General features: G+C 42.0%; 11 protein-coding genes. 6 read left to right on the top strand and 5 right to left on the bottom strand.

Translation table 11 applies throughout. The features are described 5' to 3' along the window. Nucleotides 1–251: 251 nt before the first annotated feature. Genes OCU38_RS15615 through OCU38_RS15605 form a run of 3 tightly spaced genes read right to left on the bottom strand, consistent with a single transcriptional unit; the run spans nucleotide 252 to nucleotide 2,666 of the window. A complete protein-coding gene (locus OCU38_RS15615) occupies nucleotides 252–1,187 on the bottom strand; it encodes a 5-oxoprolinase subunit C family protein (protein ID WP_261824426.1) in 936 nt (311 codons plus the stop codon). Between the two features lie 13 nt (nucleotides 1,188–1,200). Further along, on the bottom strand, nucleotides 1,201–1,938 hold the full coding sequence (gene pxpB, locus OCU38_RS15610; protein ID WP_261824425.1) for a 5-oxoprolinase subunit PxpB: 738 nt from the start codon (nucleotides 1,936–1,938) through the stop codon (nucleotides 1,201–1,203). Beyond that, nucleotides 1,935–2,666: a 5-oxoprolinase subunit PxpA gene (locus OCU38_RS15605; RefSeq protein WP_261824424.1), complete on the bottom strand. Its 732-nt coding sequence runs from the start codon at nucleotides 2,664–2,666 to the stop codon at nucleotides 1,935–1,937. The genes pxpB and OCU38_RS15605 overlap by 4 nt, the downstream gene beginning before the upstream one ends. A 239-nt stretch (nucleotides 2,667–2,905) precedes the next feature. On the opposite strand from OCU38_RS15605, the gene galE reads away from it, so the two are divergent. Beyond that, entirely contained in the window at nucleotides 2,906–3,919 is a 1,014-nt protein-coding gene (gene galE / locus OCU38_RS15600; RefSeq protein WP_261824423.1) for a UDP-glucose 4-epimerase GalE, read from the top strand. Nucleotides 3,920–4,281: 362 nt separating this feature from the next. On the opposite strand, the gene OCU38_RS15595 is transcribed toward galE, so the two are convergent. Beyond that, complete coding sequence (locus OCU38_RS15595; RefSeq protein WP_261824422.1) at nucleotides 4,282–6,708, bottom strand: bifunctional acetate--CoA ligase family protein/GNAT family N-acetyltransferase; 2,427 nt, start codon at nucleotides 6,706–6,708, stop codon at nucleotides 4,282–4,284. A 198-nt stretch (nucleotides 6,709–6,906) separates the two neighbouring features. On the opposite strand from OCU38_RS15595, the gene OCU38_RS15590 reads away from it, so the two are divergent. Together OCU38_RS15590 and OCU38_RS15585 are read left to right on the top strand one after the other, a co-directional pair. Then, on the top strand, nucleotides 6,907–7,512 hold the full coding sequence (locus tag OCU38_RS15590) for an SPOR domain-containing protein (protein WP_261824421.1): 606 nt from the start codon (nucleotides 6,907–6,909) through the stop codon (nucleotides 7,510–7,512). 30 nt (nucleotides 7,513–7,542) lie between these two features. After that, nucleotides 7,543–8,535, top strand: a complete 993-nt coding sequence (locus tag OCU38_RS15585; RefSeq protein WP_261824420.1) for a D-alanine--D-alanine ligase — start codon at nucleotides 7,543–7,545, stop codon at nucleotides 8,533–8,535. On the opposite strand, the gene OCU38_RS15580 is transcribed toward OCU38_RS15585, so the two are convergent. Continuing rightward, a complete protein-coding gene (locus OCU38_RS15580; RefSeq protein ID WP_261824419.1) occupies nucleotides 8,532–9,497 on the bottom strand; it encodes a tyrosine-type recombinase/integrase in 966 nt (321 codons plus the stop codon). The genes OCU38_RS15585 and OCU38_RS15580 overlap by 4 nt on opposite strands. 165 nt (nucleotides 9,498–9,662) lie before the next feature. Here OCU38_RS15580 and yciH point away from each other — a divergent pair, with 165 nt between their 5' ends. From yciH to OCU38_RS15565, 3 genes are all read left to right on the top strand, one after another. Then, a complete protein-coding gene (gene yciH / locus OCU38_RS15575) occupies nucleotides 9,663–9,974 on the top strand; it encodes a stress response translation initiation inhibitor YciH (RefSeq protein ID WP_021713801.1) in 312 nt (103 codons plus the stop codon). Between the two features lie 273 nt (nucleotides 9,975–10,247). After that, nucleotides 10,248–10,634: a tautomerase family protein gene (locus OCU38_RS15570; protein WP_261824418.1), complete on the top strand. Its 387-nt coding sequence runs from the start codon at nucleotides 10,248–10,250 to the stop codon at nucleotides 10,632–10,634. Nucleotides 10,635–11,406: 772 nt separating this feature from the next. After that, on the top strand, nucleotides 11,407–12,759 hold the full coding sequence (locus OCU38_RS15565; RefSeq protein ID WP_261824199.1) for an ISNCY family transposase: 1,353 nt from the start codon (nucleotides 11,407–11,409) through the stop codon (nucleotides 12,757–12,759). Nucleotides 12,760–13,272: the final 513 nt, after the last annotated feature.

The following is a 13,272-nucleotide window of genomic DNA, read 5'->3' as shown; positions in this document are numbered from 1 at the left end:
ATAGTGGGGACTATTTCTCCACTATTGATAGTTATAATCCACGCAATGTTTATTAGTAACCGGCTTTCGATGGATTCGGTTATCCACACGAATTGTGGATAACTACTTGGATAAGTTTTTGGCAGAATTACAGCGATCTGGTCTTAGGCTATAGCTATTCGGGGATTGCGAAACTTCGTTATTCACAATATCAATGCAACGTGAATTCTTTCGAAACAGGTCAAGAATTTTTTTGATTATTTTACCTGTTATCACGAGGTTGTATTTTGGAAAAACCTTAACCATTGTGTGTATTCACGCATACATTTATCCACATCACTTTTAACAAAGTTAACTTTGTCTCCCGGCTTAAGCTGTGCCAGTTTCCCTAGATCCATTCGTGCGACATTTCCTACTTTCGGATAGCCACCAATGGTCTGTCTTTCACAAAGCATAATTATGGGTTGCCCGTTGGGCGGAATTTGAATCGCGCCTAAAGAGATGGCCTCTGAAATCAAATGTTGCTTTGGCGAGTCGATCGCGTTTCCTGACATTTGATATCCCATTTTGTTGCTCTGTTTGCCAACGCAATAGTGAGAATGAAATAACTCATCTAATGCTTGCTGACTAAAAGTACGATACTGAGACCCTAATATGACATTTAGATTAGTGCTGTGTGAAGGTTTGAATTTTGGAATGTACCTCGCAGCCACTGCTACTTGTTTAGCGTTGTTTGCGTATGGTAAGCGAGCGTAAATTAAGTCGCCTTTAACTAAGTGTTCGCCATTGCTCTGTAAGCCACCTAATCCTTCTTTGTGTACAGTAGAGAGACTGCGGTGGTGCAATGGAGCGTCTATACCGCCGGGCAGGGCAATATAGTAGCGTAACCCATTGCGAGGTAAGGGAATGGAAATATGTTGGCCTTTTTTGACCTTAATGCATTGCCAAGTTGGGGCAACCGCGCCATCTAACAGTACTGGGCTGGTGGCTCCGGTAATCGCAATGCAAGTGTCTTGATGTATCACGGCTTCAAAACCGCCTAGTGTCACTTCAATGACTGCGCTCGAAAATGGATTGCCTAACAGCTTGTTTGCCCAGTGATAGGAGTATTCGTCGGCGACGCCACCTTGGGTGATGCCTAAATGGGCAAAACCAAAGCGGCCGCCATCTTGAATGCCCGTTTGTGGGCTGGCTTTTAAAATTGTCATTACCTTGTGCAATTTAGAGCGTGCCTCCGAGTAACTTAAACTCAGCTGCGCAGATGGGTACAAAGCAAACATTGTCGCCGGCCGATAACAAGGACATCGACGATTTATTGGGTGTATACAGTTCGATTGGCGTTCTGCCAATCACATTCCATCCTCCGGGGCTTGCTTGCGGATAAACTGCCGTTTGTGGCCCTGCAATTGCGACGCTGCCTTGTGGCACCACGGCTCGCGGCGAATCTAAACGTGGAAGTTGCAAAGCTTTAGGCACATCGGCCATAAAGGCAAATCCTGGCGAAAAGCCAAGAGCGTACACTTGGTAGGTAACACTGCTGTGTAGCGTTTGGATTTCCGATAGTGAAAGCCCTGTCAGGCGTTGATAGCGCTCGGCGTCCAATGCCACCGATTTGCCGTAATAAACAGGGATTTCAATAATGGGGTGCGCAGTGCAGTTATCCGTTGTCGTATGCTCTGCCAACAAACGGGTGAGCTGGGTTGTAATGTGTGACCAATCAAAACTCAGCGGTGAAAATTCCAGTAATAGAGTCGTGTAGGACTGAACGCAATTAATTGGCGCGGGCACCAGTGTTTGTTTGATGCGATGCACTGCGCTATTGATTACCGCTGGCAGACTGGGCGTAATATCTTTAGCAAATTCAATTAGGACACAACATTCGCCTACGCGCGCAATTGTGGGCATATCCAGGTTGGGCACATCTGTTTTTGAATAGATAGTTGCTTTGCAGTTATTCATTGTTGCTGATCGTCAATTAAGCGGCGCAGGCATTTCGCAAAAACCAGTGCATTGGCATTGTCGCCATGTAGACATAAAGAATCGGCGTGCAGACGAATATCTTGCTGGTCGATACTTTTAAAGCTTTGCTTATTGAGCATTGCCTTTGCTTGGTGTTCGACGTGCTTAACGTCTTCAAGCACAGCGCCAGACAATGAGCGAGGCGCAAGTTGTTTGTTGGCGCCATAGCGTCGGTCAGCAAACCCTTCATGAATCAAAGTGACATTCGCTTGCTTGGCTAATTGCACATAATCACTGCGTTCGGTAGCCAATATCATTAACGGTAAATTTAGGATACTGGCCGCTTGTAACATGGCGCTGTATAGCTCAATATCTTGCATCATATCGTTATAAAGTGCGCCGTGGGGTTTGATGTAGTCAACCTGCGTGCGATGCAGGCGACAGATCCCCTGCAAAGCACCAACTTGATAAAGCGTAAGGTGCACAATTTGTTGTTGGCTGTGCGCTATTGAGCGGCGACCAAAACCTTGCAGATCGGCGTATCCGGGATGTGCGCCAATAGAAACATTATGCGCTTTTGCTAAAGCGACTGTTTTGGACATAGTATCTGGGTCGGAGGCGTGAAAACCGCAGGCAATGTTGGCCATGTCGAGGTAGGGCATGATCAGCTGATCATCACCCTTGCTCCATGAAGCAAAGCTCTCACCGACATCACAATTGAGTTTCATTGTTTATCTCCTTTTTAAAGCACTTAGCGCAAGTATAATGCGTGGCATAAGTAACTTTATGTAGTTACCCTTCATTAAACAAACTCGATAATAGCAATTCGCCTGCATAAATCCATTTGATATAAAACGGTTTTTTGATTAATTACCGATAATCTTCACCAGAATTTAACGCCTGACAAATTTTCAAAAGGGCTAAAATAAGGTAATCTGGCGGGTAATTAACTCAGTTGGCGAAACTCATGAAAGTACTTGTAACTGGCGGTATGGGCTATATCGGTAGCCATACCTGCATCCAGCTTTTAGAAGCAGGCTTCACGCCTGTGATTTTTGATAATTTATACAATAGTAAGGCCAGTGTGAACCAGCGTATTCGCTTGGTAACAGGGCAGACGGTTGAATTTGTTGAAGGCGATATTCGCGATAAAGCCTTATTAGTCAAAACGCTTAAACAATACGATATTGATGCTGTGATTCATTTTGCCGGATTGAAAGCAGTCGGCGAATCAGTGGCTAAGCCGTTAGAGTATTACGACAACAATGTGAATGGCACATTGGTGCTTGTAGATGCAATGCGTGACGCTGGCGTGAATCGTTTAGTATTTAGCTCATCAGCCACTGTGTATGGCGACCCGCATACCGTGCCAATTACTGAAGATTTCCCAACCAGTGCGACCAACCCTTATGGTCGTAGTAAACTTATGGTAGAAGAGTGCTTAACGGATTTCCAACAGGCAAATCCAGATTGGAGCATCACGTTACTGCGCTACTTTAACCCTGTGGGATCTCACCCAAGTGGTCAGTTAGGCGAAGATCCACAAGGCATTCCAAACAACTTAATGCCTTTTGTCTCGCAAGTTGCGGTTGGACGTCGTGAGTATCTATCTGTGTTTGGTGATGATTATCCAACACCAGATGGCACCGGCGTACGTGATTACATTCACGTGATGGATTTAGCAGACGGTCATATTGCCGCACTGCAGCGCGTTGGCGTTAAGTCTGGATTGCATATTTTTAACCTAGGTACAGGCAATGGTTCCAGTGTACTTGATATGGTGAAAGCCTTTGAACAAGCTAGCGGTAAAAGCATCGCTTACAAAATTGCACCGCGCAGACCGGGTGATATTGCAGAGTGTTGGGCCGATCCTGCCAAGGCTGAAAACGAGTTAGGTTGGAAGGCAAACCGCACTTTACAACAGATGACCGAAGATACTTGGCGCTGGCAATCGGAAAATCCGAAGGGTTACCCTGAATAAATCCGAATAAAAGCTATACATTCCGTCACTTGTTGTTACAATTGTGTTGAAGTTTGTGTCTTTAACGTAATGTACTGATAACGGGTGGAAGAAATATGGAACTAGCGCTAATCGTCACATTTATTGCTGCTTCAACGGTAATGGTGATTAAAGAGATCAAAGCAGGCAAATAACTGCGATTATTTTGCAATAATCCAGTTTTGTTTGTCTTTTTGATTGCAAAATACGCAGGCCAACTCAAATGAGTTGGCTTTTTAGTGTTTGACGGATAACTGATCCGAACAGAATTAACCGCTTTATTCTACAATCAAAAATTCTAACGTCGTTATCGAGCATTTTAACAAGCTAGAATGACCAGTTATTTAGTACGATTGGTATAAGTTAAGTTCCATCTCAACCACGCCTTCTTCAAAGTCTACTTTAGCTGAAAACCCTAATTTTTGTGCCAACGTGACCATGCCTTTATTCGATGGCATCGTCATCCCATCCATACGTTGTATACCTTTATGTTTGCAATAATCGATGATTGATTGCATCAAAATCCGCCCCAGTCCTTTGCCTTTCATATCAGAGCGAATCAGTACCGCAAACTCAGCGCTATTGATTCTAATATCGGTAATCGCGCGCACTACGCCTAAGATTTGCCTATCTTTAACCAGCACTAAGGCCATTTCACGGTCGTAATCAATTTGAGTGAGGTTGGCAAGAGCTTGATGATCAAACTCGCCGACGTCACTGAAAAATCGCTTATAAAGATCTTCCTTGCTGACATTATTAATAAACTGCGCGTGCAAGGGTTCATCTTCAGGGCGGATTGGGCGCAACAGCAGTTGAGTGTTGTCTTTTAAGGTGACGGTTGATTCAAGCTCAATGGGATACGGCAGTATTGCCAAAGGACGCTCGATAGCATTATTTAAACGTGTGTGGATTGGGGTGATTTGGCAATGCCCAAGGTGATTAAAGCTGACATTGAGATGCATCGATTCTATACACCCTTGGTCAACGATGAGCTGAGAAAAGCGAACTAATATTTGGGTTAAAGACTCAAATTGTGTGCTTGATATGGGTGATAGCTTACGTCGTTGTAGCGCGTTTTTGATCAACAGCTTAGAGAGTTTATCGTTTAAGGGCGGGAAGCCAGCCACACAGTGTTGGTCGTTCAATTGTTGTGTATTGAATTGGTGCTCTTTAAGTTGTAGTTGATGTTGCTCGTTACCCAGTAAAATAACCGGCCCAAAAGTGGGGTCGCAGTTAAGGTGTAAGCTCACTGTTGTCTCTTTCGCCTTGTCATGGCTAAGAGTAGGGATTTGGTAGCAATCCAGTAACTGCGCTATTTTATCGATGCTCAGCTCAGGCTCAGTTTGTTGCCGCAATAGATTTTTTGCTTTAATTCCGGCTTGCGCAATATGCTCGATTGATAAAGGTGTTTCCATCAATTGAACTTGGCTGGCACGATAGCGTACCAAATGCATAAACGCCATTATGCTGCTTTCTGGCGTTCGATAAGTAGGAATGCCGTGCTTGGAAAACAAACTGCGCGCTGGTTTTGCCGAGGTTTCACCGAGCCAGTTGGTTAATAAATTAATCCGTTTTCTGTTTGGGTGTTTGCGGTAGATCTCAAGAAGCTGCGAAGCGGTACTGAGAGGATCTGAGATGGCTGATGGGCTGTAGAGCACCAAGATGGCGTCGATGTCTTTGCTGTCTAACAGCAGTGTAAATGCTTTTAATAACTTGCTACTTTGCCAGTCCCCTGATAAATCGATTGGGTTAACAGCACATTCGTTCGACACTGTTTTTAGTTTCCCTAGAATCTCATCCGAAAACTCAGCTAACTTTCCTCCAAGGTGTTGCAGTACGTCGCTGGCAATGACTGCGGGGCCAGAGCCATTGCTGATCATGGCTAAACGTTTACCTTTCAGTGGAATAGAATGCGTCAGGGTTTCAGCCGCCGCGAACAATTCATGAGTAGAATGCACCCTAAGTAATCCACAGCGATCAAATGCTGAGTCATAAACCACATTCAAAGATTTACTGCCGCCGTGATGGAGCATGGAAAGATCTTTGCCTACCTCAGAACGCGCTCCCTTTAACACTAAAACTCGCTTGTTGCGCGATGCCGCGCGCGCCGCTGACATAAAGCGTCTTGCATCTTGAATATGTTCCACATACAGCAAGATAGCCTCAGTTTTACTGTGCATACTCAAATAATCAATGACTTCAGCGATGCCAACATCGGCCATACTGCCAATAGAAACAAAGGCTGAAAAACCGATTTGTTTGTCATTCGCCCAATCCAGTACGGTTGTGGCGATGGCTGCCGATTGAGAAATAAACGCGATTTTACCCGGTAGTACCTTAACCGGTGACAAGGAGGCATTAATAGAAGCCCAAGGCATACACAAGCCTAAGCTGTTTGGCCCCACAATGCGGATGTTGTGCAATTTAGCTTGCTGTTTAAGGGCTTGATGTTGCTGCTCATCAAACAATGAATTGGCAATTAAGATGGCTGCGCGAATCCCTTTGTCATCTAAATCTTTAAATAAAGAAGGCAACTCTTGATGGTCGACACAAATGATTGCCAATTCTGGCGTCAGGGGTAGGGCGTCGATATTGGGATAACACAATACGCCAGATACGGAGGTATGCTTAGGGTTAACAGGTAACACTGTGCCACTAAAACCAGAAAGAAGTAGGTTATCTACCATGACTTTTCCCGGAGACATGGGTCTATTTGACGCTCCAATAATGGCGATGGCACTTGGGTTAAACAATGAATCCATAGGGCTCATAGGTGTGTGTCCTAAAAGAAGTATCTGTTTAATTTTAAAGCTGTTTACATCATCAGTGTGACAAATTTAACCTGTTTATAGCATCAAGGCTGAAAAGTGAGCTTTTGATCACGTCTAATTGCGCTTAGGCAAAGGCTTTTCCTTGATTATGCAAAGGATGATGGGCATGATTTTGATAATCGAGTGTGAATGAGAATTATGATGAAAAAGACGGCGATAGTTTCACTTGCTTTGTTGTTAGCTGCATGTAGCTCAAGCGAGTACGAAACAGATATACAATCGGAAAGTTATCAAGAGAATTATCAAACAACTCAAGCTGAGGTGGATGCGCAAAATCCTCAAATTGAAGAGCAAGATTTGACACCTGTGGCGACGCCAATTGCACAAGATACGACCACAAGCGATGTAACTACAGATGATACGACAGCAAACGCCGAAACGATGACGAATGCGCAAGACGACAGCGTGCAGTCTACAGCTTCGAGCGTAACGCCTGTTGTTGCAACCGCATCGCTAAACGCACCAAGTAAAGGCTTTTCAATCCAACTGGCAACGTTGTCAGATAAAGAAAAAGCGCAAACCTTCGCCGAGGGGCTGCAAACAGAGTCAACACTTTGGTTACAAACTAAAAGTATCAATGACAAAGTGGTTTACTCGGTGGTAATGGGCGATTATGGCGATTATGATCACGCCAAAGCCGCCGTTGTGGCTCTACCTGAGCGTTTCCAAAAGCTAAAACCGTTTGTTAAGAATTTTACTGACAAAGAATTGGCAGCAACAGATCACTTTCTGCTGTTAAAATAACTACGTATAAGATCTATTGGGTTTATCAAGATGTCGAACATTAATATTCTTTTGCTTTGTGGTGGTGGTTCTTCAGAGCATGAGGTGTCTTTAGTTTCCGCTGATTATGTGCAGCAACAATTAGAACTCACCAGCGAATTCAACGTAATTCGCGTAGAAATCGTTAACAATTCATGGCTTAACAATGAAAAGCAAGAATGCTACTTAGATATTCATTCTGGGGATTTAGTGGCTGGCGGTGCAAGGTCGAATATCGATTACATCGTGCCGTGTATTCATGGTTATCCGGGTGAAACTGGCGACATTCAATCTCTATTTGAACTTGCTGGTATTCCTTATTTTGGTTGTGGTCCTGAAGCGAGTAGCAATAGTTTTAATAAAATCACCTCTAAACTTTGGTATGACGCTATTGGCGTAGAAAATACGCCATATTTGTTCCTAACGGAAAATAATTCACAAAGCATCGAAAAGACTCAGCAAGCCCTTGATACTTGGGGTTCTTTATTTGTCAAAGCGGCGCGTCAAGGTTCCTCAGTTGGTTGTTACAAGGTAACGGAAATATCAGAACTACAACGCGCGGTGACTGATGCTTTTAACTACTCTGAACAAGTATTGGTTGAGAAAGCAGTGAAGCCGAGAGAGCTCGAAGTTGCCGCTTATCAATACCAAGGTAAGCTGTACATTACCGCTCCAGGTGAAGTGATTGCGCCATCGGGTACTTTCTATTCTTATGAAGAGAAATACAGCTCTGATAGCCATTCAACCACTGAAATTGAAGCTAAAGATCTGACCGATATCCAACGTCAGAAGATTGAAGAATACTCACACAAAGTTTTTGTGCAAATGGGGTTGAAAGATCTGTCTCGAATCGATTTTTTCTTAACGGAAGATGGTGAAATCTATTTGAACGAGGTGAATACCTTCCCAGGTATGACGCCGATTTCAATGTTCCCTAAAATGCTCAGCAATAACGGTCACTGTTTCTCTGACTACCTTGCTCAAGCGGTAAAATCTGCACTTTAATCCCAAGGTTTTATCGATTTAAATTTAAGCCTTTCACTGTCTGCCAATACTTGTTTACCAAGATATTGCGCAGGCATTGCTGGGCTTAACCAACGTCCAAAATCTGTAATATCACGCACGCTATAACCTTGTTTCGCCAACTCTTTGGTTGCGCCCACTCGAGCTGACTGACCCGACAGTTTCAGTGGAATATCCAATTGCGTCTCTGCGCTTCTAAATACTCGATAAATTGAAGATGAATCTAAAGGCTCGTCACCAATATTGCCGTGTCTGTCTATCCGTCGAAACACCGGACCTAAATGTTCGGGTAACATTAGTAGCCAACGTTTAACTATTTCACTGCTTTGCTCAGATAACTGATAGTTGTTGTCATTGATGCTCAACTGAATCGGATTATCATCGATAATATCAAAGGTCAGTTGATGAAAATGTAGCGTTCTTAGCTCACTACGTTTCATCGCACACTCAAACATTACCGATAATATAGCAGCGTCGCGCAATTGCTTTAGGCTACTTTCTGCGTCTAACTGTTGCTGAATAAGATGTAGATGCTCAGAGTTAAACGCTTCAGCCTGTTTTGCATCGCCTTTTTTATCCAAACGTAATTGAGCGAGTAACATTTTAATTTGACGGTGGTTGCAAGGGTCGGGGTACTCATGAAACTTATGCACTAAACCGATAGTGATCGCCATTCGTTTGATAGTGGCATATTTTCTGGTTTGAGTTTGTTTCTCTAAAAACAGACGCACGGCCATAGTCGATGCCACAATAGCTGAGACCTTTTTGCTGGCGCAGAATTCTACAAAGTGGTTCCAGTCGTTATACATAGATAACAATGAATTACGACTGTACTGGCGTTGGGTCAGCGTATCGAAGTCTTCAATGCTCACTTTGTTATTGAAACGGGCGCAGCTTTGCTTTTTTAGCACTGGATCTGTGATTGGGATACATTTCTTTCTCATTTTAGCGCACTATAACTAAATACAATTAAACGAATAATAGACGCTAACCACTTGATTGGAAAGAGTTAGTGAAAAATATTCTTTAGGTAATGCAAAACCAATAGTGAATATTGGCTGGGTTAAGTGTTAAAATCATCCCTATAACTTCTAAGATAAGGCAGACGTATGTCTCTTGTATATTCAACCGACGTAGGGCGCATTAAGCCTGAAGAACAAAAAATTGAACGCCCTAAAGGTGATGGTATTGTCCGTATTCAACGACAAACCAAAGGTCGTAAAGGGAAGGGAGTCTGTTTAGTTACCGGTCTCGACCTTGATGATGTAGGCCTGAAATTGATGGCTGCAGAACTTAAGAAAGTATGTGGTTGTGGCGGCTCTGTTAAAGATGGCGTTATCGAAATACAAGGTGATAGTAGAGATAAGATCAAAGCTCATCTTGAGAAGAAAGGACATACAGTTAAGCTTGCTGGCGGTTAATATTAACGGCAATACGTGTATATTCGTTGAGCCCGAGATCATAATCGGGCTTTTAAAATAGCTTTTAACGCACTATAACTAAATATGATTACCAATCTAAAATACTAAAATACCAACGCCGTCCGTTATATTAAAATTTCATAAGCCATTAAAAAACAATGATTTACTACTAAGACCTGAGATTAAGCGTATGATTGCGACACCTATAAGCGTGTATCAACCACAGAATCACGTTTTAATTTCTCATAAACATCATCAAAAATAGGTCACGCAATGATAGTAATTTACGGCATCAAAGAGCATTTAAACCCAATCAAGGCACAACTGTCAGACATCATTCAATGTGCGATGAGTAAATCTCTTAGTTTGCCCGATGATAAACGTGCTCATCGTTTTATTCCAATGAACCAAGATGATTTCTTCTTTCCTGGCGGAAGAACAGCAGCTTACACAGTGATAGAAATCAATATGATGGAAGGCCGTCAAATTGATACCAAAAAGAATCTCATCAAAACCTTATTTAAAGATATCGAAGCCGAATTAGGCATATCTCCAATTGATATCGAAATTACCATCAAAGAACAACCAGCACATTGTTGGGGATTTCGTGGCATGACAGGTGATGAAGCTCGGGATTTGCAGTATAAGGTGAAAATGTAGGTAGTATTTTCATATACTCAATCGTAGATAGTCTGCTATTTACGATTGAACTCTTTGTTTTGTGGTGAAAGATAATAGAGAACGCTTCTAGTCCAACTCATTAAGTGGCCTGATGGTATCTAACAGATTATTCTAAAGCTAACATCTACCAACAAACCACCCAAACGCGCTGCTTCTATCTACGGGTGACTTCTGTTTAAAATTAGCTGACAAGTCTGCTAAATCATTGAGGTGCATCTATCAGCGAAAATATTGGACTATTAACTTCAAATGCAACTGGCATGCGAGCAAGAAACATTGAATGATGTGGGTTCTCGAATGACTGTAATTACACGTAGTAGAAGATACTAATGAACTAACTGCGTAAAAGCCGAAAGTTATCACATTGAGACTCGCTATAAGATCCTATACAAATTCAGTGTAGCGATGACTGATCGATAGTGATTCGAAGTTTTCCGCTCGTAGGTAATTAATACCATCTAAATTTTTAACACTACGATTTAAAAAGAATCTCTAATACAGACTGTTCAAGGGACCACTAAGCTTGTTATGTAACGTATGCGTTATAAAAAGGGGATACAAAACTAGAAGTAATAGAGATTGATGGTTCTAATAAACCTTATTTAACATAACATTGATAATGCGCACTTAGAGTGTAAGTCCAAAGTTGTAATGTCACTTTTTATCAAAGTTAAAATGTCACTATAACTGAGTCTTGAACTATCGTTTTAATATCTGACTTAGTTTTGGAGGCTTAGGAATGTTGATAGCTATGAGTGATAATGAAATCGATCGTCTTAAAGTAATTCAAGATGTATGTGAACGCCGACTCCGCCGTATTGATGCGGCTGAACTTTTAAATCTTAGTGTTAGACAAGTTCAACGTCTGATGAATCGGCTACGCCAATATGGCGCAGCCGGTTTGTCTCATAAGTCACGAGGTAAACCCAGCAATAATAAACTCCCATCGGATTATCGAAGTTATATTTTAGATACTATTACTCAGTATTATCCTGATTTTGGTCCTTCGTTGGCTCATGAAAAATTATCTGAAATCCATAACCTCCGAGTATCTGTTGAAACTTTACGGCAATGGATGATAGCTGATGGCCTCTGGATCCCTCATTCTCAACGTAAGCCCCGAGTTTACCAACCACGTTATCGTCGAGATTGCCTTGGTGAACTAATTCAAATTGATGGCTCTCACCATGACTGGTTTGAAGGACGCAGTGATAAGTGTTGTCTTCTGGTGTTTATTGACGATGCCACTGGTCGCCTAATGAACCTTCGTTTCAGTGAAACTGAGTCTGCATTTGACTATATGCTTGCGACTCGTGAATACCTGAATGAACACGGAAAACCAGTTGCGTTCTACAGCGATAAACACTCGATATTTCGTGTAAATCAAGAAAAACATAAACGTGTTGGTGAAACGCAATATGGCCGTATTCTTAGAGAGCTTGGCATTGAGTTAATATGTGCTAATAGCTCTCAAGCTAAAGGCCGTGTTGAGCGAGCTAATTTGACGCTTCAAGATCGTTTAGTTAAGGAAATGAGACTACAAGGTATTAATACCATTGAGGAAGCTAATACATGGTTGCCCTACTTTATTGACGACTTTAACCTCCGTTTTAGTAAGCCTGCAAACTACCCAAAAGACATGCACCGTAAGGTTCGCGAATCTTCTGAAGAACTTGATGATATCTTTAGTTGGCAAGAAACAAGAAAGCTCTCAAATGCACTGACATTCCAGTATGACAAGGTTGTTTACCTAATTGAAAACACTGAAGAAAACGCTCGATTGGTTCATGAAACAGTGAAAGTACTCGACTATCCAGATGGACATATTGCCATTTGTTATGGCTACAAAAAGCTTAACTTCAAAATCTTCGATAAGTTAGAAAATGTAAATCAAGCTCAAATAGTCGATAACAAACGTTTAGGCAATGTACTGAAGTTTGCTAAGCAAAAACAAGATGACTTTGATGAACAACAAAAACGCAGTAGAAGTAAAAAATCACCAAGACGAAAAGCCCAACAACGAGCTTTAAAAGAACAACTCAGGGCTATTAATCCAGTTCTAACCAATCCTGAGTTATTCAAATCCTCCAATACCAAAGAATAGTCAATCTTTAAAAAGTGACATTTCTAATTAGAAAAATAGAGAGACATTTTTAAATTGGATTGACATGAAGTACAAATGTTAATGTAGTACTTCCACTACAAATTTACTGTATATACAACCAGTACTGTCGGATTTTATGACTAAAGCCAACATACAACAAAAACTCGATTACGTCCGTTCCGATATCTCATAAACATTAATCTGAAATCTGCATGTCGCTTTCCAACCATATTCTAAAGCCTATCTCTTTAAAAGCTAATCAAATGCCATCGCTCGATACAATCTCTTGAAAACAACAATGAAATAACGACTATAGCCAGTTATCAAGTTTGGTTTAAGGCTGCTCTTGCTATCCGCACATAACAAAGGAATTCGCATGCATGGTTTACCCATGGATTCGATTCATTGTTAGTGACAATGTCACACAGTCAGTTCTTTGACTAGACGTAACCAATGACCTAAATCAGGCCAATAACCCAACTCACTTTATCTATCACGCTCTTTGATTTCATG

The organism is Vibrio neonatus, from assembly GCF_024346975.1.
In the GTDB taxonomy this organism is placed as follows: Bacteria; Pseudomonadota; Gammaproteobacteria; order Enterobacterales; family Vibrionaceae; genus Vibrio; species Vibrio neonatus.
This window is presented reverse-complemented; position numbering and strand designations above follow the sequence as displayed.

Excerpts from the sequence above, each read along its gene's own strand:
- OCU38_RS15615 (WP_261824426.1), bottom strand. The coding sequence starts at position 1,187 with ATGACAATTTTAAAAGCCAGCCCACAAACGGGCATTCAAGATGGCGGC.
- pxpB (WP_261824425.1), bottom strand. The coding sequence starts at position 1,938 with ATGAATAACTGCAAAGCAACTATCTATTCAAAAACAGATGTGCCCAAC.
- OCU38_RS15605 (WP_261824424.1), bottom strand. The coding sequence starts at position 2,666 with ATGAAACTCAATTGTGATGTCGGTGAGAGCTTTGCTTCATGGAGCAAG.
- galE (WP_261824423.1), top strand. The coding sequence starts at position 2,906 with ATGAAAGTACTTGTAACTGGCGGTATGGGCTATATCGGTAGCCATACC.
- OCU38_RS15595 (WP_261824422.1), bottom strand. The coding sequence starts at position 6,708 with ATGAGCCCTATGGATTCATTGTTTAACCCAAGTGCCATCGCCATTATT.
- OCU38_RS15590 (WP_261824421.1), top strand. The coding sequence starts at position 6,907 with ATGATGAAAAAGACGGCGATAGTTTCACTTGCTTTGTTGTTAGCTGCA.
- OCU38_RS15585 (WP_261824420.1), top strand. The coding sequence starts at position 7,543 with ATGTCGAACATTAATATTCTTTTGCTTTGTGGTGGTGGTTCTTCAGAG.
- OCU38_RS15580 (WP_261824419.1), bottom strand. The coding sequence starts at position 9,497 with ATGAGAAAGAAATGTATCCCAATCACAGATCCAGTGCTAAAAAAGCAA.
- yciH (WP_021713801.1), top strand. The coding sequence starts at position 9,663 with ATGTCTCTTGTATATTCAACCGACGTAGGGCGCATTAAGCCTGAAGAA.
- OCU38_RS15570 (WP_261824418.1), top strand. The coding sequence starts at position 10,248 with ATGATAGTAATTTACGGCATCAAAGAGCATTTAAACCCAATCAAGGCA.
- OCU38_RS15565 (WP_261824199.1), top strand. The coding sequence starts at position 11,407 with ATGAGTGATAATGAAATCGATCGTCTTAAAGTAATTCAAGATGTATGT.